General features: G+C 69.0%; 21 protein-coding genes. 12 read left to right on the forward strand and 9 right to left on the reverse strand.

From position 1 onward, the window contains the following. Window positions 1-29 precede the first annotated feature (29 nt). The 3 genes from serA to ACOFKX_RS00895 are packed head-to-tail and all read left to right on the forward strand — an operon-like array spanning window position 30 to window position 4,065. Window positions 30-1,604: a phosphoglycerate dehydrogenase gene (gene serA, locus ACOFKX_RS00885; protein ID WP_419825211.1), complete on the forward strand. Its 1,575-nt coding sequence runs from the start codon at window positions 30-32 to the stop codon at window positions 1,602-1,604. 40 nt (window positions 1,605-1,644) lie between these two features. Continuing rightward, a complete protein-coding gene (locus ACOFKX_RS00890) occupies window positions 1,645-2,760 on the forward strand; it encodes an ATP phosphoribosyltransferase regulatory subunit (RefSeq protein ID WP_419825212.1) in 1,116 nt (371 codons plus the stop codon). Between the two features lie 15 nt (window positions 2,761-2,775). Beyond that, the gene (locus ACOFKX_RS00895) at window positions 2,776-4,065 is read left to right on the forward strand and encodes an adenylosuccinate synthase (protein ID WP_419825213.1); all 1,290 of its coding nucleotides are present in this window, start codon (window positions 2,776-2,778) and stop codon (window positions 4,063-4,065) included. Between the two features lie 795 nt (window positions 4,066-4,860). On the opposite strand, the gene aroC is transcribed toward ACOFKX_RS00895, so the two are convergent. Genes aroC through ACOFKX_RS00915 form a run of 4 tightly spaced genes read right to left on the reverse strand, consistent with a single transcriptional unit; the run spans window position 4,861 to window position 8,628 of the window. Beyond that, complete coding sequence (gene aroC, locus ACOFKX_RS00900) at window positions 4,861-5,931, reverse strand: chorismate synthase (protein ID WP_419825214.1); 1,071 nt, start codon at window positions 5,929-5,931, stop codon at window positions 4,861-4,863. Window positions 5,932-5,941: 10 nt separating this feature from the next. Beyond that, entirely contained in the window at window positions 5,942-6,745 is an 804-nt protein-coding gene (gene fabI / locus ACOFKX_RS00905) for an enoyl-ACP reductase FabI (RefSeq protein ID WP_419825215.1), read from the reverse strand. Window positions 6,746-6,761: 16 nt separating this feature from the next. After that, entirely contained in the window at window positions 6,762-7,643 is an 882-nt protein-coding gene (locus ACOFKX_RS00910) for a YihY/virulence factor BrkB family protein (RefSeq protein ID WP_419825216.1), read from the reverse strand. After that, window positions 7,636-8,628 (reverse strand): DnaJ C-terminal domain-containing protein, encoded by a 993-nt coding sequence (locus tag ACOFKX_RS00915; protein WP_419825217.1) that lies wholly within the window; start codon window positions 8,626-8,628, stop codon window positions 7,636-7,638. The genes ACOFKX_RS00910 and ACOFKX_RS00915 overlap by 8 nt, the downstream gene beginning before the upstream one ends. A 45-nt stretch (window positions 8,629-8,673) precedes the next feature. On the opposite strand from ACOFKX_RS00915, the gene pdxH reads away from it, so the two are divergent. The 3 genes from pdxH to ACOFKX_RS00930 are packed head-to-tail and all read left to right on the forward strand — an operon-like array spanning window position 8,674 to window position 10,323. Continuing rightward, on the forward strand, window positions 8,674-9,312 hold the full coding sequence (gene pdxH, locus ACOFKX_RS00920) for a pyridoxamine 5'-phosphate oxidase (protein ID WP_419825218.1): 639 nt from the start codon (window positions 8,674-8,676) through the stop codon (window positions 9,310-9,312). A gap of 7 nt (window positions 9,313-9,319) precedes the next feature. Then, a complete protein-coding gene (locus tag ACOFKX_RS00925; protein WP_419825219.1) occupies window positions 9,320-10,120 on the forward strand; it encodes a PhzF family phenazine biosynthesis protein in 801 nt (266 codons plus the stop codon). A gap of 44 nt (window positions 10,121-10,164) precedes the next feature. Further along, the gene (locus tag ACOFKX_RS00930; protein WP_419825220.1) at window positions 10,165-10,323 is read left to right on the forward strand and encodes a hypothetical protein; all 159 of its coding nucleotides are present in this window, start codon (window positions 10,165-10,167) and stop codon (window positions 10,321-10,323) included. 4 nt (window positions 10,324-10,327) lie between these two features. On the opposite strand, the gene mnmA is transcribed toward ACOFKX_RS00930, so the two are convergent. Further along, window positions 10,328-11,482 carry a tRNA 2-thiouridine(34) synthase MnmA gene (gene mnmA, locus ACOFKX_RS00935; protein WP_419825221.1) on the reverse strand — a complete coding sequence of 385 codons (1,155 nt, stop codon included), beginning with the start codon at window positions 11,480-11,482 and terminating at the stop codon, window positions 10,328-10,330. A gap of 65 nt (window positions 11,483-11,547) precedes the next feature. On the opposite strand from mnmA, the gene ACOFKX_RS00940 reads away from it, so the two are divergent. The 3 genes from ACOFKX_RS00940 (at window position 11,548) to ACOFKX_RS00950 (ending at window position 12,564) form a co-directional block, all read left to right on the forward strand. After that, a complete protein-coding gene (locus tag ACOFKX_RS00940) occupies window positions 11,548-11,781 on the forward strand; it encodes a hypothetical protein (RefSeq protein WP_419825222.1) in 234 nt (77 codons plus the stop codon). A gap of 105 nt (window positions 11,782-11,886) precedes the next feature. Further along, window positions 11,887-12,186 carry a DUF1153 domain-containing protein gene (locus tag ACOFKX_RS00945; RefSeq protein ID WP_419825223.1) on the forward strand — a complete coding sequence of 100 codons (300 nt, stop codon included), beginning with the start codon at window positions 11,887-11,889 and terminating at the stop codon, window positions 12,184-12,186. Window positions 12,187-12,306: 120 nt separating this feature from the next. After that, window positions 12,307-12,564 (forward strand): GlsB/YeaQ/YmgE family stress response membrane protein, encoded by a 258-nt coding sequence (locus ACOFKX_RS00950; RefSeq protein WP_419825224.1) that lies wholly within the window; start codon window positions 12,307-12,309, stop codon window positions 12,562-12,564. 61 nt (window positions 12,565-12,625) lie between these two features. Here ACOFKX_RS00950 and ACOFKX_RS00955 read toward each other — a convergent pair whose 3' ends face one another. Then, complete coding sequence (locus tag ACOFKX_RS00955) at window positions 12,626-13,336, reverse strand: SIMPL domain-containing protein (protein WP_419825225.1); 711 nt, start codon at window positions 13,334-13,336, stop codon at window positions 12,626-12,628. Between the two features lie 153 nt (window positions 13,337-13,489). Here ACOFKX_RS00955 and ACOFKX_RS00960 point away from each other — a divergent pair, with 153 nt between their 5' ends. The 3 genes from ACOFKX_RS00960 to ACOFKX_RS00970 all read left to right on the forward strand — a co-directional run bounded on the left by ACOFKX_RS00960 (window position 13,490) and on the right by ACOFKX_RS00970 (window position 19,048). Then, a complete protein-coding gene (locus ACOFKX_RS00960) occupies window positions 13,490-14,659 on the forward strand; it encodes an efflux RND transporter periplasmic adaptor subunit (RefSeq protein ID WP_419825226.1) in 1,170 nt (389 codons plus the stop codon). An 11-nt stretch (window positions 14,660-14,670) separates the two neighbouring features. After that, on the forward strand, window positions 14,671-17,754 hold the full coding sequence (locus ACOFKX_RS00965; protein ID WP_419825227.1) for an efflux RND transporter permease subunit: 3,084 nt from the start codon (window positions 14,671-14,673) through the stop codon (window positions 17,752-17,754). A gap of 76 nt (window positions 17,755-17,830) precedes the next feature. Next, window positions 17,831-19,048 (forward strand): DUF445 domain-containing protein, encoded by a 1,218-nt coding sequence (locus tag ACOFKX_RS00970; RefSeq protein WP_419825228.1) that lies wholly within the window; start codon window positions 17,831-17,833, stop codon window positions 19,046-19,048. Between the two features lie 2 nt (window positions 19,049-19,050). Here ACOFKX_RS00970 and ACOFKX_RS00975 read toward each other — a convergent pair whose 3' ends face one another. From ACOFKX_RS00975 to groES, 3 genes are all read right to left on the reverse strand, one after another. Then, window positions 19,051-20,073, reverse strand: a complete 1,023-nt coding sequence (locus ACOFKX_RS00975) for a glycosyltransferase family 61 protein (RefSeq protein ID WP_419825229.1) — start codon at window positions 20,071-20,073, stop codon at window positions 19,051-19,053. A 104-nt stretch (window positions 20,074-20,177) separates the two neighbouring features. Continuing rightward, window positions 20,178-21,824, reverse strand: coding sequence for a chaperonin GroEL (gene groL / locus ACOFKX_RS00980; RefSeq protein ID WP_419825230.1), 1,647 nt, complete (start codon window positions 21,822-21,824; stop codon window positions 20,178-20,180). 44 nt (window positions 21,825-21,868) lie between these two features. Next, entirely contained in the window at window positions 21,869-22,156 is a 288-nt protein-coding gene (gene groES / locus ACOFKX_RS00985; RefSeq protein ID WP_419825231.1) for a co-chaperone GroES, read from the reverse strand. Window positions 22,157-22,276: the final 120 nt, after the last annotated feature.

Consider the following 22,276-nt stretch of genomic DNA (forward strand, 5'->3'; position numbering starts at 1 on the left):
GGCCCGAATGGTTTCTCATGGAGACTTCCATGCCCAAGGTACTGATTTCCGACAAGATGGACCCGCGCGCGGCGGAGATCTTCCGCGAGCGTGGCGTCGAGGTGGACGAGATCACCGGCAAGACCAAGGACGAGCTGATCGCGATGATCGGCACGTATGACGGCCTCGCCATCCGCTCCTCCACCAAGGTGACGAAGGAGGTGCTGGAGGCGGCGACGAACCTCAAGGTGGTCGGCCGCGCCGGCATCGGCGTCGACAATGTCGATATCCCCGCAGCGAGCGCCAAGGGCGTGGTGGTGATGAACACGCCGTTCGGCAACTCGATCACCACCGCCGAACATGCCGTCGCGCTGATGTTCGCGCTCGCCCGCCAGCTTCCCGAGGCCGACGCCTCCACCCAGGCGGGCAAGTGGGAGAAGAACCGCTTCATGGGGGTGGAGCTCACCTCCAAGACGCTGGGGCTGATCGGCGCGGGCAATATCGGCTCAATCGTCGCGGATCGCGCGCTCGGCCTGCGCATGAAGGTGATCGCCTACGATCCCTTCCTCACCCCGGAGCGAGCTATGGAAATCGGGGTGGAAAAGGTGGAACTGGACGAACTTCTGCGCCGCGCGGATTTCATCACGCTCCACACCCCGCTCACCGAGCAGACGCGCAACATCCTGTCTGCCGAGAACCTGGCCAAGACCAGGAAGGGCGTGCGCATCGTCAATTGCGCGCGCGGCGGCCTCGTCGACGAGGCGGCGGTGAAGATTGGGCTGGACTCAGGGCACATTGCCGGCGCTGCGCTCGACGTGTTCGTCGAGGAACCGGCCAAGGCGTCGCCGCTGTTCGGCACGCCCGGCTTTGTCTCGACGCCGCACCTCGGTGCGTCGACCACCGAGGCGCAGGTCAACGTCGCGATCCAAGTCGCCGAGCAGATGGCCGACTTCCTCGTCTCGGGCGGCGTCACCAACGCGCTCAACATGCCGTCGCTGTCCGCCGAGGAAGCGCCACGGCTGAAGCCCTACATGACACTCGCGGATCGACTGGGCGGGCTCGTCGGTCAGCTTACCACGGGCGCGATCACGCGCGTCTCCGTCCACACCGAAGGCACCGCCGCCGAGCTCAACGCCAAGCCGATCACAGCGGCGGTGCTCGCCGGCTTCCTGCGCTCGCAGGTGGCGACGGTGAACATGGTCAACGCGCCCCTGATCGCGAAGGATCGCGGACTGGAAGTGCGCGAGGTCCGCACCGCACGCGAGGGCGAGTACCATACGCTGCTGCGCGTCTCGGTGCGGACAACGGACGGCGAGCGATCGGTGGCCGGCACGCTGTTCGGCGAGGCGGCACGCCTCGTCGAGATCTTCGACGTGAAGGTGGAGGCCGATCTCGCCGGCCCGATGCTCTACATCGTCAACGAGGACGCGCCGGGCTTTATCGGTCGGCTCGGCACGGCGCTCGGCGAGGCGGGCGTCAATATCGGCACCTTCCATCTCGGCCGTCGCGCGGCCGGCGGCGAGGCGGTGGTGCTGCTGTCGGTCGACACGCCCGTCGACGAGGCGCTGCTCACCCGGGTCCGCGCGCTGCCGGGGGTCCGTACCGCGAAGGCGCTGACCTTCTGAGCGGCTGGCGGTTCGCGTGGGGCTCGTTAAAGGGCGAGGCGTGACGTCCCCTGCCCTCCTCCCCGAAGGCCTGCGCGACCGCCTGCCGCCCGAGGCCGAGGCGCTCGGCCGCGTGCGCGGCGCGGTGCTCTGGGTGGCGGAGGGCAATGGCTATGCCCGCGTCGAGCCGCCGCTCGCCGAGTTCGAGGCGACGCTCGCCAAGGGCTTGAAGGCGGCGCGCGCCACCGACCTGCTGCGCTTCGTCGATCCGATCTCGCAGCGCACGCTCGCGCTCCGCCCCGACATCACCGCCCAGGTGGGACGCATTGCCGCTACGCGCCTCGCGCACCGTCCGCGCCCGCTGCGCCTCTGCTACGCCGGACAGGTGCTCAAGGTCCGCGGCACGCAGCTTCGCCCCGAGCGCGAGATGTGCCAGGCCGGCTGCGAGATCGTCGGCACCGACGCGGTGCCTGCCGTGATCGAGACGATCCGCGTCGCGATCGACGCGCTCGGCAACGCCGGAGCGCGCGACTTCACGGTCGATCTCACGCTGCCCGACCTTGTGCCGCTGCTCGCCGCCGGGCCTCTGCCGCTCCCCGGAGAGATCGTCGACCAGGTGATCGAGGAGCTCGATCGCAAGGATGCCGGCGCGCTCGCCGCGCTCGGCGCCGACGCCTACCTGCCGCTCATCGAGGCGGCGGGCCCCGTCGGCCCGGCGCTCACGCGGCTCGCCGCGCTCGACAGCGGCGGCGAGCTCGCCTCGCGTCTGAGGGGCGTGCGCGCGATCGTCGCGGCGGTGGGCGACCGCGCCGCCGTCACGCTCGATCCCACCGAACGGCACGGCTTCGAGTATCAGAGCTGGATCGGCTTCTCCATCTTCACGAGCGGCGTCTCGGGCGAGATCGGGCGCGGCGGCAGCTACACCATCTGCCATCCCGACGGACGCGAGGAGCCGGCAGTCGGTTTCTCGCTCTACCTCGATCCGCTGGTCGACGCTGGGCTGGCGCCGCCATCACGCGCGCGCGTGTTCATGCCGCTCGGCCACGATCCGGCCGACGGCGCGGAGCTCCGCGCGCAGGGCTATGCCACCGTCGCCGCGCTCGGCGACGGCGACGAAGCGACGGCGCTCGGCTGCGCACACGTCTGGGCGGACGGCAGCCTCCGCCCGATCGCTTAGGAACAGGGAGCCGCCATGGCCAACGTCACCGTCGTCGGCGCCCAGTGGGGCGACGAGGGAAAGGGCAAGATCGTCGACTGGCTGGCGAGCAAGGCGGAAGTCGTGGTGCGCTTCCAGGGCGGTCACAATGCCGGCCACACGCTCGTCGTCGGCGGCACCACCTACAAGCTGTCGCTGCTGCCCTCCGGCATCGTGCGCGGCACGCTGTCCGTCATCGGCAACGGCGTCGTGCTCGACCCGTGGCACCTGCGCGACGAGATCGCCAAGCTGACCGCGCAGGGCGTCGCAATCACGCCGAGCACGCTGCGCATCGCCGAGACCTGCCCGCTGATCCTGCCCTTCCATCGCGACCTCGATGGGCTGCGCGAGGACGCTTCCGGCGCGGGCAAGATCGGTACGACGCGACGCGGCATCGGGCCGGCCTATGAGGATAAGGTGGGCAGGCGCGCGATCCGCGTGTGCGATCTCGCCCACCTCGACAGCCTAGGGCCGCAGATCGATCGCCTGACCGCCCATCACGACGCGCTGCGCGCGGGCTTCGGCGAGCCGCCGATCGATCGCGAGAGGCTGATGCGCGACCTGGCCGGGATCGCGCCGATCGTGCTGCCCTACGCCGCGCCTGTCTGGCGCGATCTCGACGAGGCCAAGCAGCAGGGCCGGCGCATCCTGTTCGAGGGCGCGCAGGGCGTGCTGCTCGATGTCGATCACGGCACCTATCCCTTCGTCACCTCGTCCAACACGATCGCGGGCACGGCGGCGGGTGGTTCGGGGCTCGGCCCATCGGCGGCGGGGTACGTGCTCGGCATCGTCAAGGCCTACACCACGCGGGTCGGCTCCGGCCCGTTTCCCACCGAGCTCGACGACGAGATCGGGGAGCGGCTGGGCACGCGCGGCCACGAGTTCGGCACGGTGACGGGGCGCAAGCGCCGCTGCGGCTGGTTCGACGCCGTGCTGGTGCGGCAGGCGGCGGCGGTGTCCGGCATAACCGGCATCGCGCTCACCAAGCTCGACGTGCTCGACGGCTTCGACCGGCTGATGATTTGCACCGGCTATCGGATTGGAGGACGCGTGGTTGGATATCTGCCGCCGCACGCCCGCGACCAAGCCGAGGCCGAGCCCGTCTACGAGGAGATCGAGGGTTGGGGCGCCTCGACCCAGGGCGCCCGCAGTTGGGCGGACCTTCCCGCTGCCGCCATCAAGTATATTCGGCGTATCGAGGAGTTGATCCGCTGCCCGGTTGCGCTCGTTTCGACCAGCCCCGAGCGGGACGACACCATTCTCGTGCGCGATCCCTTCGCGGATTAAGAAAACGGCCGGCGGTTTCCCGCCGGCCCCTAACCTCATTCCCTCGCGGAGTGTCAGCCGCGGAGTGTCAGCCGCCGGAGCTGGTCCCGCCACCCGAGGAGGTCCCGCCCGAAGACGTTCCGCCGGAGCTCATTCCGCCGGAGCTCATCCCGCCGGAACTCATCCCGCCGGAACTCATCCCGCCGGAACTCATGCTGCCCGACGACGTGCCGCCGGAACTCATGCTACCGCCCGACGACGTTCCACCTGAGGACATCGATCCCGAAGACATGTCCGACGCACCGCTGCCGCCGCTGCTGGACATGCTGCCCGAGCTGCCGGTCGATCCGCTCCGCGAGCGGCGTGAGGACTTGCCCCGCGTGCCTGATCTCGTAGAGGACATCGACGAGTCGGTACCGCTGCTCATTCCGCCCGACGACATGCCGGACTGGCTCGACATCCCGCCCGAAGACATTCCCGACTGCCCCGACGCGCTACCGGACGCCGATGAAGGCGAGGAGGCGCCCGACGAGGTCGCGCTTCCGCTCGTTCCACCCGACATCTGCGCGAGCGCGGCGGAACCCATCAGCGCCGCACCCGAAATGGCGGCGATCATTACTTTACGCATATCTATCTCCTGTCGTTCTCGATCTCAAACCGGTAACCCACGGTCAGTCGACACCGGCGAACCAAGACCGCGCGGCGGCCGTAACCGATGCGCAGAGGGCGACCAGCCGGTCTTCTTCACCCTCTCGCCTCACTCAACGCACGACACAGCGCTTCTATCCGTCGCCCAGCTACGTTCGACCAGCCTGCTTACACGCACTGGGCGCGGTGGAGCATCTTCTGATCGGCCAGCACCAACGCCACCATGGCCTCGACGACGGGCGCCGCACGGATGGCAACGCAGGGATCGTGGCGGCCTCGCGTGGCGATCGTCGTCGCGGCGCCCTGGCGGTCGACCGTGTCCATCGGAGTGAGGATCGAGGAGGTCGGCTTCAGCGCGCAGCGCACCACGACCGGCTGCCCGGTCGCGATGCCACCGGCGATGCCGCCGGCATGATTGCTCGCGAAGTCCGGCCGCCCATTCGCTCCCGGCCGCATCGGATCGCCATTCTCCTCGCCCGACAGGCGCGCGGCCGCAAAGCCGTCGCCGATCTCGACGCCCTTGACCGCGTTGATCGACATCAGCGCGGCCGCAAGCTCGGCATCGAGCTTAGCGTAGATCGGCGCGCCCCAGCCCGCCGGTACGTCCTCCGCCACGCACTCGACGACCGCACCTACAGAGGAGCCCGCCTTGCGCGCGCTGTCGACGATCGCCGCCCAGCGCGTCGCTGCGGCGGCGTCGGGGCAGAAGAAGGGGTTCCGGTCTACCTCGGCGTCCTCGAAGGCGACCCGGTCGATCGGATCCCCGCCGAGCTCGACCAAATAGCCCCGGACGCGAACTTCGGGGATCACCGCCCGCGCGACCGCGCCCGCCGCCACCCGCGCGGCCGTCTCGCGCGCCGAGGAGCGTCCGCCGCCGCGAGGATCGCGCAAGCCGTACTTGGCGTCATAGGCATAGTCGGCGTGGCCGGGGCGGTAAGCCTGCGCGACGTCCGCATAATCCTTCGATCGAGCGTCGACATTCTCGATCATCAGGCTGATCGGCGTGCCCGTCGTCCGGCCCTCGAACGTGCCGGACAGTATACGGACACGATCAGGCTCGCGGCGCTGCGTGGTGAAGCGCGAGGTGCCGGGCCGACGCCGGTCAAGCCAAGGCTGGATATCCTCCTCGGTCAGCGCCAGCCCCGGTGGACAGCCATCTACGACCGCGCCGAGCGCAGGCCCGTGGCTCTCTCCCCAGGTGGTGAAGCGAAAAACGTGGCCGAAGCTGTTGAGGCTCACGCAGGTGCGCTCACGTCAGCGCGATGTCGGGCGCGTCCTCGGCCTTCATGCCGATCACGTTGTAACCGGCGTCGACATGGTGGACCTCGCCCGTCACCCCGCTGGCGAGATCCGAGAGGAGGTAGAGCCCCGCTCCACCGACATCCTCGATCGTCACGTTGCGGCGCAACGGCGAGTTCAACTCGTTCCACTTCATGATGTAGCGGAAGTCGCCGATCCCGGACGCCGCAAGCGTCTTGATCGGGCCGGCGGACACGGCGTTGACGCGGATGCGCTCGGGGCCGAGATCCATCGCCAGATACTTGACGCTCGTTTCCAGCGCGGCCTTGGCGACACCCATGACGTTATAGTGCGGCACCACCTTCTCGGCGCCGTAATAGCTCAAGGTCAGCAACGATCCGCCCCCGGGCATCATCGCGCGCGCGCGCTTGGCGACCGCGACGAAGCTGTAGGCCGAGACGTTCATGGTCAGCAGGAAATTGTCGAGGCTAGTGTCGACGAACTTGCCGCGAAGCTCATTCTTGTCGGAGAAGCCGATCGCGTGGACGACGAAGTCGATCGTCGGCCAGCGCGCCGCAAGTGTCCCGAACGCCCCGTCGAGGCCCACCATGTCCGACACGTCGCAATCGATGAGGAAGTCCGATCCCAGTTCGGCGGCGAGCGGGCGCACGCGCTTGGCCAGCGCCTCGCCCTGGTAGCTGAAGGCAAGGTCGGCGCCTTGCGCGCGCAATGCCTTGGCGATCCCCCACGCGAGCGAGCGATCGTTCGCGAGACCCATGACGAGCCCGCGCTTGCCCTCCATCAAACCCGCCATGCCGCCTCCTCGCACCTCAACCGGCGCTGTCCCTTACGCCCGTTTCGATCGGTCTGGCCAGCGCGGCGTTGAGATGCGCGCCCGTCACCAGCCCCAGCCCGACCAGCCAGAAGAAGAACAGCGTTACGATCACGCTCGCGAGACTACCGTAGGTGAGCCCGTAGTTCAGCCGTCCGAGCACCAGCGGCAGCACGGCGGTGGTCGCCAGCCACCAGCACGCGGTGAGCAGCGCGCCCGGCCAGCGCGGGGACCCGTTCAGCCGGTAGCGGCTGGGCGTCAGTGTCAGGAACAGGATGTAGAGAGCGCCGAACAGCACGAAGCCTGGCAGCACGCGCGAGATGCCTATCCAGCCGACCAGCTCCTGCGCGACGGGGATGAAGCGGTCGATCACGTTCTCCGCCGCCGTCAGCGCCGCCTGCACCGCGAACGCGATGAACATGGCCAGCACGGCGGCGAGGATGGTCAGCCCCGACCACAGCCGGTACTTCCAGAAGGCGGCGGTGTAGCCGGTGGCGTAGGCACGACGCAGGATATCGCGGATGGTCTCGATGAAGCTGCCCACCGTCCACAGCCCAACGGCCGCGCCTAGCCACAGCAGCGGCCCGGTGCGCGCGGCGAGCACGGCGGACACGATCGGGCGCAGCATGTCGCGGATGCTACGGGGCATCAGGTGCAGCATCTGCTCGATCGCGGCGGCGCCCTCGCCAGACTGGCCGAACAGCTGGGCGAGCGCCGTCACGATGATGAAGAAGGGGAACAGCGACAGCATCGATAGGTAGGCGATGTTGCCCGCGTGGATGAAGCCGTCGGTGTAGACACCCAGCAGCACGCGCCTGGCGATCGGCCATAGCCGCCGCTCCGCATAGGCGCGGGTACGCGCCGTCCGCGTGTCAGACACCCAGGGCGGCCCGTGGATTGCGATCCCGGTCGCTCGTCCAGCCTTCCAGGAATGCTTCCAGAGCGGCATCCGACGCGGGCAGGTCCACCATCAGCGTGACGAGCTGGTCGCCGCGCCCGCCGCCCTGACGGTGGAAGCCCTTGCCGCCGAGCCTGAGCGTGCGTCCCGACGAGGAGCCCTTGGGGATGGTGACCATGACCGCGCCGTCGACGGTCGGCACCTTCACCTTGCCGCCCAGCACCGCTTCGTCGAGCCGCATCGGAAGCTCCAGCCGCACGTCGTCGCCGTCGCGCGTGAAGAAGCGGTGGGGCTGCACCTCGATGGTGACGATCGCGTCGCCAGGGCCGACGGGGCCCGCCTCGCCCTGGCCCGCCAGCCGACGCTGCGTGCCGGTCTCGACGCCGGCGGGGAGCTTGAGTTCGATCGTCTTGCCCGATCCCAGCGTCACGCGCTGCGGGCGCAACGCCGCGGCATCCTCGAACGGCACCGCCAGTCGATAGGCGACGTCGGCGCCCTTCGCCTGCGGTTGGCGCCCACGCCGGCCGAAGCCGCCGAACGGCCCGCCGCCGCCGGCACCGCCGCCACTTTGCGGGGCAGCGCCGCCGCGCGAGAACAGGTTGTCGAAGATGTCGCCAAAATCGCCTTCCTCGAACTTGAAGCCGCCCGCCCCGCCCGGCCCCGCGCCGGGGTGGAAGCCGCGCCCGGCACCGAACGGATTGCCGCCGCCGCCCGCGCCGCCGCCGAAGCCGAACGGCGCGGCGGGATTGCCGTCGCCGTCGATCTCGCCGCGATCATATTGCGCGCGCTTGTCCTTGTCGGAGAGCAGGTCGTAGGCGGCGGTGACGGCGGAGAAATGCTCCGCCGCCTTGGGATTGTCCTTGTTGCGATCGGGGTGCAGCTCCTTGGCGAGCTTGCGATAGCCCTTCTTGATCGCCGCCTCGTCGGCGTCGCGCGCGACACCCAGTATCTGGTAAGGATCAGCCATGTCTGCCCTCTAGCGCGGCCGCGCGGCCGGCCAACTGTTGCTAATATGCAACAAAGATGGTGTCGGTGCCGGGTCGCGCAAGGGTACGCGCCTGCCTATAGCCAGCGCATGACGGACGATCCCCACGCGCTGTTCGACGCCTGGCTGCGCGAGGCCGAGGCCGGCGAGCCCAACGATCCCAACGCCATGTGCCTCGCCACCATTGATGCCGCGGGCCGCCCCTCCGCGCGGATGGTGTTGCTGAAGGGGCATGATCGCGGGTTTCTATTCTACACCAATCTCGGCAGCCGCAAGGCGGACGACCTCGGTGCCAACGCGCAAGCGGCGCTGCTCTTCCATTGGAAGTCGCTCCGCCGGCAGGTAAGGATCGAGGGCGATGTCGAGCGCGTGAGCGACGCGGAGGCCGACACCTATTTCGCCTCGCGCAGCCGCGCCTCGCAGCTCGGCGCCGTCGCCTCCGACCAATCGCGCCGGCTCGCCAGTCGCGAGGCCTTCCTCGCGCGCTACGACGAGGAGGAGCGCCGGTGGGCCGACCGCGAGGTCGAACGGCCCGCGGATTGGGGCGGCTACCGCGTCGTGCCGCGCGCCTTCGAGTTCTGGCAGGACCGCGCGCATCGCCTGCACGAACGCCGCGTCTTCGCGCGCGCCGGAGACGGCTGGACCGAGGGCCTGCTCTACCCGTGAGGACCGCATGACCAGGCTGCCCTTCTTCCAGGTCGACGCCTTCGCGGACCGGCCGTTCACCGGCAATCCGGCGGCGGTGATGCCGCTCGACGCGTGGCTGCCCGACGAGTTGCTGCAGGCGATCGCGGCCGAGAACAATCTCGCCGAGACGGCCTTCCTGGTGCCCTCCGTCGAGGCTGGCATCGATCGCGAGCTGCGCTGGTTCACGCCGACGGTGGAGGTCGCGATGTGCGGCCACGCGACGCTGGCGAGCGGGCACGTCCTCCTCTCCGCCGATCCGCGTCGGGAGACGGTGCGCTTCGCCACGCGTCAGGCCGGCGTGCTGGAGGTGTCGCGCGCCGAGCGCGGCGGCTACGCGCTGTCGCTGCCTGCGTGGGTGGCGGAGGCGAAGGCGCTCGACGCGATCGTCGCAGCGCTCGGCGTCGACGGCGTGGTCGAGACGCTTTGGCATCAGCAGCGCTACGGCGTCGTGGTGCTAAAGGACGAGGCGGCGGTGCGCGCGGTGACGCCGGACTTCCGCGCGTTGGGACGCGAGGGCGACACGCTGACCATCGTCACCGCGCCGGGCAACGAGACCGACATCGTCAGCCGCGCGTTCGCACCAGGCGCCGGGATCGACGAGGATCCCGTGACCGGCTCGGCCCACGCCGTCGTAGTGCCCTACTGGGCGCAGCGGCTCGGCCTCGACGCCTTCACCGCCTCTCAGGCTTCCGCGCGCGGCGGCCGGCTCACATGCCGGCTCGACGGCGACCGCGTCGTGCTCGGCGGACGCTGCGTCACCGTGATCGAGGGCGCCTTCGCGATCTGAACCGGGCCGGCATGCGAACGTTCGGAACGGGAAAGGAGAGCGATATGGCCGACGACCTGGACGAGCGGAGCGAGGAGCTCGGCAAGAAGATCGAGACGATGAAGCGGGAGCGCGACACGCCGACCCCCGAGGAGCTGCGCGAGCGCGCGTCCGCGCGGCACGCCACCGAGGAGGGCACCGCGCTCAACAGCGGCAAGGCCTGAGGCGTCAGGCGGCGGCGGGCTCCAGCGCGGCCTCGGTCGCCTCGATCCAGCCGCCGCCGAGCACGCGTTCGCCCGCGTACAGCACCGCCGCCTGGCCCGGCGAGACGCCATATTCGGGCGTGGCGAAGACCAGCTGGTCGCCTTCCAGCCGCGCAGGCACGGGCTTCGCCGCCGAGCGGACCTTGGCCGCGAGCGGCCCGTCCAAAGGCCCGAGCCGGTTGAGCGCCGACAGACGCGCCCCCCGGACCGCCAGCACGCTTCGCGGGCCCACGACGACGCGCGCCGCGTCGGCCTCGATGCGGACGACATAGAGCGGCTCGGGCGCGCCGCCGATCTCCAGACCCCGACGCTGGCCGACAGTGAAACCGACGATGCCGCGGTGGCGGCCGAGCACTCGCCCGTGAAGCGACACGATCTCGCCCGGCCGGTCCGCTTCCGGGCGCAATCGGCGCACGGTCGCGGCATAATCGCGATCGGGCACGAAGCAGATGTCCTGGCTGTCCGGCTTGGCCGCCACGCCGAGCCCAAGCGAGGCGGCGATCTCGCGCACCCGCGCCTTCTCCATGCCGCCGAGCGGGAAGCGTAGGTAGTCGAGTTGTCGCGGCGTCGTCGCGAACAGGAAATAGCTCTGGTCGCGCGCCGGGTCGATCGCGCGATGCAGCTCCGCGCCCGAAGCCCCGATGACGCGGCGGACGTAATGGCCGGTTGCGAGGCAGTCGGCGCCGAGTTCGCGCGCCAAGCGGAGCAGGTCGGTGAACTTCACGCCCTCGTTGCAGCGCACGCACGGTATGGGCGTGCGGCCGGCCAGATAATCATCGGCGAAACGGTCGATCACGGTAGCACGGAAGGCGCTCTCGTGATCGAAGACGTAGTGCGCGATGCCGAGCCGATCGCACACCACGCGCGCGTCGCGGATGTCGCGGCCGGCACAGCAGCTTCCCGCCCGCCCGGCGGCCGCCCCATGATCGTAGAGCTGGAGCGTCACACCGATCGTCTCGGCGCCGCTCGCCGCCGCCAGTGCCGCCACGACCGAGCTATCGACCCCGCCGGACATGGCGACGACGATGCGCCGCGCGGCCCTCGGCGCCGGGAGTTGGAAGTCGCCGTCTATCACCCAGCCGCCATAGGCGATGCAGGGGTGGCGGCAAAGGTTACGCATCGTCGTTTACCCAGGATTAGCATTTCCGGCGGCATTCTGGCCTTCCACATCGGAGACGGCCGTTCATGCATTCCAGCCGAATCGTCGCAGCCGACGCCAGCCGAAAGGCGCCGGACCACGCGCTGATCGCCGCCGCAGCCGCCATTCGCCAGGCGCGCACCCGCACCGCGCGCGCGGCGGCGGCGCTGGACCGCGCGGGCGCGAAGCACGAGCCGGCGTCGAACCTCGTCGCAGCGATGCGCGCCCCGACCGCGGCGCGTGGCGGCAGCTTCCATGCCGGCGTCGCGCGGGAAGGGTGAAGAGCGCCTTTACCTTGGCGTTTTAGCGTTCCTTCAAGACGCGTCCGCTAAACGACCCTCAGACGGGGAGCGCCGTTGGCCGCAAGGCCCAGTTCGAGGGTGTCCATGATCGAGGTCCAGAAGATTCGTCCGGCGCAGGTGATCGGCCCCTTGGGCGAGCCGCTGACGATCGACAGCCTGCCGCCCGTCGACACCCATCGATGGGTCGTCCGCCGCAAGGCGGAGGTCGTCGCCGCCGTCAACGGCGGCCTGCTCACCGTCGACGAGGCCTGCGACCGCTACCGGCTCAGCCTGGAGGAGTTCGCCTCCTGGCAGCGCGCGGTCGATCGGTCGGGCATGCGCGGCCTGCGCGTCACTCGCATCCAGAAGTATCGCGCCGAGTTCGACCGACAGCACCGCTACTAATCACACCGCTATCTCCGCCTCCCAATACGGCGGGCGATCGCGACAGGAACGTAATGACCTCCTCGCGCGTATCCACCGCCCTGCCGCCGCCGATGGCGACGCGCGATTTGGGAGGACGTCATGGGTATCATCGTGTGGTTGATCGTGGGCGGTATCGTCGGTTGGCTGGCGAGCATCATCATGCGCACCGATGCGCAGCAGGGCATCATCCTGAACATTGTCGTGGGCATCGTCGGCGCGTTCATCGGCGGCCTGATCTTCGGTCGCGGCGAGATCAATAATGGCGGGCTGACGCTGGAGACGTTCCTCGTCTCGCTCCTCGGCGCAGTGGTCCTGCTCGCGATCGTCAACCTGGTTCGGCGCGGCACGGTCCGCTGACCGCCCCGCCTATGTGACCCGAAGGGCCGTCCGGTCGATCGACCGGGCGGCCCTTCTCATCTCAGCGTAGCTCGAAGGTGACGTTCAGCGTCACGCCGATCTTCTCCTCGCCGGGCGCGAGCATGGTCGGCGCCTTCTCGGCGCGCGCCATCATCATCATCGGGCGGGGCGGCGTCGGATCATAGCCTCCACCCTCAGAGATCGCGACGATCCGCGCCACCGAGAGCCCCGCGGCCTTCGCGTATAGATTGGCGCGGGCGCGTGCCGCAGCCAGCGCCTGCCCGCGCGCCTCATCGAGCGCGGTGTCAGGGTGCTCGACCGCGAAGTCCGGTCCGGAAATCTGATTGACTCCCTGCCCGACGAGCGCGTCGAGCACAGCCCCGGCCCGGCCGATGTCGCGGAGCGTAACGGCGAGCTGGTTGGACGCCTGATAGCCGGTAATCGCCGGCGGCTGACCGTCGGCATAGCGATATTGCGGCTGAAGCGAGAGGCTGGCGGTGCGAACGTCGCGGTCCGCGACGCCCGCGCGGCGCAGCGCGGTCGCGGCCGCCGCCATCCGCCTCGCATTCTCGGCCATGGCGGCAGCGGCGGTCGGCGCCTGCGTCACGACGCCAGCGGTGACGGTGGCGATGTCGGGCGCACGCCTGACCTCTCCCTCCGCCACGAGGTCGAGCCGTGTCCCCGCGATCGGTACGGTAGCGATGTCGGCGGCGACCGCCGGCACGCCCATGGACGACGTGGCGAGCAGCGCCGCCGCAACGATATGCCTCATGATCGACACTCCCTTAATTGCCTCGGTCCGCACGCCTGTTCGTCCCTGGCGGATAACGACACGCTGAACACGGGCGGAGCGCTTGATGCGAGTGATCTATTCATATAACACACTAGTCGGATCGGCGGGCACGCCGGTGACGATGGGTGGCGCATGAACCTGGAACAGGGCGGTTGGCGAGGAGAGCCGGTCGCTGACATCTCGGATGGGACGCGGCGCCGCCGCCGCAGGATGGTACTGATCGCCGGCGGGCTGCTGATCCTCGCGGCGCTGATCGGCGTGCTGCTCGCGCGTCGCGGCAAAGCCGACAGCGCGGTCGCGGTGCCGGTCGTGCCGGCGGTCACCGTCGTCGTGCCGGGCCGCACCGCCGTCGCCGACATCATTACCGCGACGGGCGTGCTCTCCGCCAAGCGCGACATGCCGGTGGGCGTCGCAGGCGAGGGCGGCATGGTCTCGCGCGTGCTGGTCGACGCGGGCGCGAGGGTGCGACCGGGGCAGACGCTCGCCACCATCGATCCCGCCGTCCAGGCTGCGCAAACCAGCCAGGTGCGCGCGCAGATCGCCGCCGCGCAAGCCGACGCCAAGCTCGCGCAGAGTCAGCTCGATCGCGCGCAGGCGCTGGTCGGCCGCGGGTTCATTAGCAAGGCCGACATCGATACGCGAACCGCCACCCGCGATGCGGCGCGCGCGCGGGTCGAGCTCGCGCAGGCGCAGTATCGGGAGCAGATCGCACGACTCGGCCGGCTCGACATCCGCTCGCCCGCCGGTGGGGTGGTGCTCGCACGCGCGGTGGAGCCCGGCCAGATTGTGAGCTCGGGCTCCCCCGCCCTCTTCCGCATCGCCATGGACGGCCAAGTCGAGGTGCGCGCGCGGCTCGCCGAGCAGGATCTCGCCCATGTCCGCGTCGGCATGCCGGTGACGGTGACGCCGGTGGGATCGGACCAGAGCTTCACCGGACGCGTCTGGCAAATCTCGCCGATCATCGATCCGACCACCCGCCAAGGCGAGGCGCGGGTCGCCCTGCCCTTTTCTCCCGCGCTCCGACCCGGCGGCTTCGCCAGCGCGCGCTTCTCGTCCGACAACGCCGACAAGCCGGTGCTGCCCGAGTCAGCGGTGATGAGCGACCAGCACGGCACAAACTATGTCTACGTGGTCGGACGCGACGATCGCGTCGCCCGCCGCGATGTGCGCGTCGGAGACGTCTCGGACGCGGGCATCGCCGTACTGTCGGGCCTGGACGGCAATGAACGCGTGGTGTTCTCGGCCGGCGCGTTCCTCAACCCCGGCGACAAGATCGCGCCGCACCTGCGCGCGCGCGGCTGAGGGGCGCCGCAATGCGCAACATCTCCAGCCTCTCGATCCGCAATCCGGTGCCGGCGCTGGTGCTATTCGCAATGCTGACGCTCGCCGGCCTGATCGCATTCATGCGGCTGGACGTGAACGCGAGCCCCGACATCACCTTCCCCGGCGTCGACGTGGTCGTGACGCAGCCCGGTGCCGCGCCCACCGAGCTCGAGACGCAGGTGACGCAGCGCGTCGAGGCGGCGATCCGCGGCCTCACCAACGTCGACGAGATCGACTCTACCGTCACCGAGGGCTCGTCCGAGACCTTCGTGCAGTTCACCATCGGCACGCCCGTCGATCGCGCCATGAACGACGTGCGCGACGCGGTGTCGCGCATCCGTTCCAACCTGCCAGAAGGCATCCTCGAGCCGCAGGTGAGCCGGGTCGACATCAACGGCGATCCGATCGCCTTCATGTCGGTGGAAGCGGTCGACATGACGCTGCCGCAGCTCTCCTGGTACGTCGACAACACCATATCGCGCCGGCTGCTCGCCATTCCTGGCATGGCGGCGGTGGAACGCGTCGGCGGTGTCGATCGCGAGATCCGCGTGGTGCTCGATCCCGCGCGGATGCAAGCGCAGGGCATCACCGCATCCCAGGTCAACGCCGAGCTGCGCGGCCTCAACCTCAACGCCGCCGGCGGCCGCGCCGAGATCGCGGGCGCCGAACAGTCGGTCCGCGTGTTGGGCAACGCCACCGACGCCTACGCGCTTGGCGAGAAGCAGATTCAGCTCGCGTCGGGGCGGACGATCAAGCTCTCCGACATCGCGGCCGTTCGCGACGCCTTCGCCGAGCAGCGCAAGATCGGCAAGATGAACGGGCGGCAGGTGCTCGCCTTCGACCTGGAAATCGCCAAGGGCTTCTCGGACCTCAAGGTATACGACGCCTCGATGGCCGCGCTGAAGGAGCTGGCGGCCAAGGATCCGCGCATCCATTTCACCCAGCTCTACACCAGCGTCGACTACACCCGCACCCAGTATAAGTCCGCGATCCACGCGATGATCGAAGGCGCGGTGCTCGCCGTCGTGGTGGTATTCTTCTTCCTGCGCGATTGGCGGGCGACCGCCATCTCCGCGCTCGCCATCCCGCTGTCGGCGATCCCCACCTTCTGGGCGATGCAGCTGCTGGGCTTCACGCTCAACGCCATGACGCTGCTGGCGCTGAGCCTCGTGGCCGGGGTGCTGGTCGACGACGCGATCGTCGAGATCGAGAATATCGTGCGCCACATGCGGATGGGCAAATCCGCCTATCAAGCCGCGATCGACGCTGCCGACGAGATCGGCCTCGCCGTCATGGCCACGACCATGGCGATCGTGGCGGTGTTCCTGCCCGTCGGGCTGATGCCGGGCATCTCGGGGCAGTTCTTCAAGAATTTCGGGCTGACCGTGGTCGCCGCCGTACTGCTCAGCCTGATGGTTGCGCGGCTGGTCACGCCGATGGTTGCCGCCTATTTCCTGGAGCCGCACGGCGAGGTGGTGAAGCCAGATGGCTGGCTGATGCGACGCTACATGGCGGCGCTGCGCTGGTCGCTCGTCCATCGCTGGAAGACGCTAGGTATCGGCGGCATCGCCTTCCTGCTCACGATCCTCGCCTTCGCAACGCTGCCTTTCCAGTTCAACCCGCCGCAGGATCAGGATTTCAGCCAGCTTCGTCTCCAGCTCGTGCCCGGTGCGACGCTCGCGCAGACGGAAGCCAAGGTGGACGAGGCGGCCGCCATCGTCCGCCGACAGCCCGACGTCGCCGCCGCGATGGAGATCATCAACGTCGGCACCGGCAAGATATTCATCACGCTCAAGCACGACCGCAAGCGCACCAGCACCGACTTCGAGCGCGCGCTGGCGCCGGAACTCAGCCGCGTCGCGGACGCGCGGGTGAACTTCCAGTCGCAGTCGGGCGGCGGCGGGCGCGACATGTCGATCCTGCTCGCCAGCGACGATCCCGCCAAGCTGCAGGGCGCCGCCAACGCGCTCGTCCAGCAAATGCGCTCGCTCAAGGAAATCCACGAACCTCGGGTCGAGGGCGACCTGCCGCGCCCCGAGATCCTCGTCCGTCCGCGCTTCGATCTTGCCGCCGACATGGGCGTCTCCACGCAGGCGCTGTCCACCGCTATCCGCATTGCGACGTTGGGCGACATCGACCAGAACGTCGCGAAGTTCTCGCTGTCCGACCGGCAGATCCCGATCCGCGTCGTCATCAACGAGAATAGCCGCCGCGACATAGACACCATCCGCAACCTGCCGGTGCCCACCGCCAGTGGCGGCTCTGTGCCGCTCTCGGTCGTGGCGGACGTCGGCTTCGGCGAGGGACCCTCGCAGATCAAGCGCTTCAACCAGCAACGCCGTCTGCTGATCTCGGCCGATCTCTCGCCGGGCCAGGTGAGCAGCCAGGCGATGGATAAGATCGGCCAGCTTCCCGCCTACAAGCACCTTCCCGAAGGGGTGGAGCGACCCCCATTTGGTGAGGCCAAGTGGCAGCAGGAGGCGGTGAGGAGCTTCATCACTGCTGTCGCGTCGGGCGTGATGCTCGTCTTCGCGGTGCTGGTACTGCTTTATAAGCGTATCATGCCGCCGTTCGTGAACATGGGGTCTCTCTTGCTGGCGCCGCTCGGCGGTGCGCTGGCGCTCCATCTCGCGGGAATGGCGGTGTCGCTGCCGGTGCTGATCGGCTTGCTGATGCTGCTCGGTATCGTCGCCAAGAACTCGATCCTGCTCGTGGATTTCGCGATCGAGGAGATGGCGCGCGGCGTACCCAAACACCACGCGATCCTGGAGGCGGGGCACAAGCGCGCGCAACCGATCGTGATGACCACCATCGCGATGGTGGCCGGGATGATGCCGATCGCGCTGAGCCTGACCGGCGACGGCAGCTTCCGGGCGCCGATGGCGGTGACGGTGATCGGCGGGCTCACGCTCTCCACGCTGCTGACGCTGGTGATCGTGCCCGCAGCCTTCAGCCTGGCCGACGGCATCGAGCGGCGGCTGGCGCCGCGCCTCGCCGGTTTGTTCACGACGGGTGGGCGGGACGGCGGCACGCGGCAGCCGTCCCGTGGCGGGATCACGCAAGCCGCCGAATGAACCTTCGCGTTCGTCGCGGCTTCACCAGCCGATGAGGTCCCCGGCCGCTCTTTTCGCCTCCGATGGTGCCGCCGCGATGCGACGCTTCGCCACCGGGCTGCTAGTGGGGATGGCGGCGCTGTTCCTGCTCGTGCGTGCGCTCGCGCCGTCCGCGGGCGCCTGGGGCTTCGTGCGCGCCTTCGCCGAGTCCGCGATGGTCGGCGGCTTGGCCGACTGGTTCGCGGTGACGGCGCTGTTCCGCCACCCGCTGGGCTTGCCGATCCCGCACACCGCGATCATCCCGCGCAACAAGGACAGGATCGGCGATACGCTCGCCGCCTTCCTGCGCCAGAACTTCCTGACGCCCACCGTGATCGCGCGCCGGATGCGGCGGCTCGATCTCGCCGGCGCCGCCGGTCGCTTCCTGACGACACCGAGCGGCCCCGGCGCCGATCGCGGCCGGCTACGCGCGGGCGCCTCGCGGCTGATCGCGGATCTTGTGGCGGCCGCCGACGGCGAGCGGCTGGGCGCGATGGTGAGGCAATGGGGTGCGCAGCGGCTGGCGGCGCTCGACGTCTCTCCGATCCTCGGCGGCGCGCTGTCCGCGGCGATCGGGCGCGACCGCCACGTCGCGCTGCTCGACGCGGCGATCGACTGGACGGCGCGCACGCTCACCGCCAACGAGACGCTACTGCGCGGTCTGGTCAGCGAGAGATCGGGCGCGATCCTGCGCTGGACGGGCCTGGATCGGACGCTCGCCGACAAGATCGTAGCCGCCGTCTACAAGCTGATGGCCGAACTTGCCGCTGATCCCGACCATCCGCTGCGTGCGAAGGCGGCGGATGCGCTGATCGAACTCGCGCAACGATTGCGCGACGATCCCGAGATGCGGGTGCGAGTGAACGCCATCAAGGACGAGATCGTCGCGAGTCCGGCGGTCGGCGCTTGGCTCGAAGGGCTATGGGAACAGGCGCGCGCCGCGCTGCTCAAGAACGCGCGCGACCCGCAGGCGGCGATGGCGGGCAGGCTCGGCGAACTCCTCGCTCAACTCGGCCTCACTCTCCAGACCAGGCCCGAGCTCGCGCGGCGCCTCAACCAGTTCGCGCGTCGAGCCGTCGTCGGCACCGCCGCCAGTTATGGCGACGGCATCGTGCGGCTGGTGTCGGACACAGTGCGGAGCTGGGACGCGGGCACGATCACCGGAAGGCTGGAGCAGGCGGTCGGCCGGGACCTGCAATATATCCGCGTCAACGGCACGCTGGTCGGTGGGCTCGTGGGGCTGACGCTGCACGGCATCGATGTGCTGCTGCCCTGATCCTACCGATCAGCCGAGCGCCTCGAGCAGCAGCGGATGTCCGCACGCCAACTCGTATCATGATGGTGTCCAGCCGCGGCGCCACTCGGATTGACGATAGCCCTGTAACGCAGTCGCTTCGCCTGCGCGATCGCGAGGAAGCAGCGGTTGAGATAGTTCTCCTGAAACAACTCGATCACCGCCGGCCCATCGACGCCATCGTCGACGAAGGCGAGGTTGGCGAGCGCCGCGCCATGTGGGGCGACGATCAGTTCCGCCTCGCAGAACAGCGCTATCTGCGCTGCGACCGGCAGACTGCCCGCGGTGACGATCTCGAAGCCCGCCGTGCCGAGTGCCTCGCAGAGCATCTGCTCGTTGTCCATTCGGCGTCGCGTGCCCGCGTCCTGTCGCGAGACGTAGACGCGCCGGCCGCGATCGCGCGCGTGGCCCGCCGCGCGATCGCGTAATGCGGCGAGAGCCGCGGGATGTGGGGCGGCGCTGATCCCGGCGTCGATCTGGCTCGCGAGCAACCCGGCATCGAGAAGGATCGCCTCATCCGAGGCGACCGTCACCTGCGGGTTGTCGATGGCCAGTGTGGCGAGGAGATGGCGCATCCACAGCTCGCTCCGCTGCGGCAGCAGCAACGGTATCATCGGATCGCGCGACAGGCCGCGATGCAGCAATACCGTCGCGGCGGTCTCGAACACCGCATGATAGTAGTTGCCGTGGCCCGCACCTGCCGCGACGAGCACGGGCGTGCCCGAGTCGGAAAGGATGCGTGCCACGGGTTCGAAGGCATCGCGGAAGCGGAAGTTCGGCAGCGTGTGAACGGAGCCTCGGTGCAGGCCGCCCGTCTCCGTCACAACGGCGAAATGACGGCCACCGACAAGCATCGGCTGCGGCGGGTGGAAGAGGATAGGCTGCGCGTCGTATCCGGCGCGAGCCCGTTGGAGGAAGCGCTCGATTCGCTCATCGCGCGTGACGGCCGCGGAGATTAGGATCCGCGGATCCCATCGCTCGACCGACGCCGCCTCGATGCCTAGCATGACCTCGGCTAGTCCAAGCGGGTTCCGAGCGCAATCGCGTAGAAAAGGGCCGGGGGATCGCTCCCCCGGCCCGTCCCTGTGCCGTTCGGCCGAGTGGGTAGGACTTAGAAGTCCATGCCGCCCATGCCGCCCATGCCGCCGCCGCCGGGCATCGGCATCGCCGGCTTGTCGTCGGGCAGCTCGGCGACGGTGGCTTCCGTCGTGATGAGCAGGCCCGCCACCGACGCGGCGTTCTGCAGCGCGGTGCGCACGACCTTGGTCGGGTCGATCACGCCGGCCGCCACGAGATTCTCATAGGTGTCCGTCGCCGCGTTGAAGCCGAGCGAGGTGTCGGTGCCGTCGAGCAGCTTGCCCGAGACCACCGCGCCGTCGTGGCCTGCATTGGCCGCGATCTGGCGGACGAGCGCCGTCAGCGACTTGCGGACGATGTCCACGCCGCGCGTCTGGTCGTCATTCGCACCCTTCAGGCCCTCGAGCGCCTTGGTGGCGTAGAGGAGCGCGGTGCCGCCGCCGGGGACGATACCCTCTTCCACGGCCGCGCGGGTCGCATGAAGCGCGTCGTCGACGCGATCCTTGCGCTCCTTCACCTCGACCTCGGTCGCGCCGCCGACCTTGATCACCGCGACGCCGCCCGCGAGCTTCGCGAGGCGCTCCTGGAGCTTCTCGCGATCATAGTCGCTGGTGGTGTTCTCGATCTGCTGGCGGATCGCCTCGACGCGCCCCTTGATCGCGCCCTCGTCACCGGCACCATCGACGATCGTGGTGTTGTCCTTGTCGATGGTGACGCGCTTAGCGGTGCCGAGCATGCCGACCGTGACGGACTCGAGCTTGATGCCGAGATCCTCGGAGATCATCTCGCCCTTGGTCAGGATCGCGATGTCCTCGAGCATCGCCTTGCGGCGATCGCCGAAGCCCGGCGCCTTGACGGCCGCGACCTTGAGGCCGCCGCGCAGCTTGTTGACGACGAGCGTGGCGAGCGCCTCACCCTCAATGTCCTCGGCAATGATGAGCAGCGGACGGCCCGACTGCACCACCGCCTCCAGGATCGGCAGCATCGCCTGGAGGTTGGACAGCTTCTTCTCGTGGATCAGGATGTACGGATCGGTAAGCTCGACCGACATCTTCTCCGGGTTGGTGATGAAGTAAGGCGAGAGGTAGCCGCGATCGAACTGCATGCCCTCGACGACATCGAGCTCGAACTCGAGGCCCTTGGCCTCCTCGACGGTGATGACGCCTTCCTTGCCCACCTTCTCCATGGCCTCGGCGATCTTCTCACCGACCTCCCGGTCGCCATTGGCGGAGATGATGCCGACCTGCGCGATGTCGTTGGAACCCGACACCGGCTTGGAGCGCGCCTTCACGTCCTCGACGACCTTAACGACGGCGAGGTCGATGCCGCGCTTCAGGTCCATCGGGTTCATGCCGGCCGCAACCGAGCGCATGCCCTCGCGGACGATCGCCTGGGCGAGCACGGTGGCGGTGGTGGTGCCGTCGCCGGCGATGTCGTTGGTCTTCGAGGCCACTTCGCGCACCATCTGGGCGCCCATGTTCTCGAACTTGTCCTTGAGCTCGATCTCCTTGGCGACGGTGACGCCGTCCTTGGTGATGCGGGGAGCCCCGAACGACTTGTCGATGACGACGTTGCGGCCCTTGGGGCCAAGCGTGACCTTCACCGCGTCGGCGAGGATGTCGACGCCGCGCAGGATGCGCTCACGGGCGTCGCGGGAGAACTTTACGTCCTTCGCAGCCATTTGATTGTCCTTTCAGAGAGATTGTTCGGAAGAGCGGAAAAGGATCAGCCGATGATCCCCAGGATGTCGCTCTCCTTCATGATGAGGAGATCCTCGCCCGAGATCTTGACCTCGGTGCCCGACCACTTGCCGAACAGGATGCGGTCGCCAGCCTTGACGTCGAGCGGGGAGACCTTGCCGGTCTCGTCCTTGGCGCCGGCGCCGGCGGCGACGATCTCGCCCTCCTGCGGCTTTTCCTTGGCGGTATCGGGGATGATGATCCCACCGGCGGTCTTTTCGTCGGCCTCGATGCGGCGCACGAGCACGCGGTCGTGCAGCGGACGGAAGTTCATGTAGAGTCACCCTTTCCTATGCGACGGCGCCCGCAGCCGACAAGGCGACGGGCGGGCGTGAAAGCGTCCTGGCACTCCTCAATTGCGAGTGCCAGCCAAGCGCATATGGCGGCGGCGAGA

This window comes from Sphingomonas sp., from assembly GCF_965200105.1.
Lineage (GTDB): Bacteria > Pseudomonadota > Alphaproteobacteria > Sphingomonadales > Sphingomonadaceae > Solisphingomonas.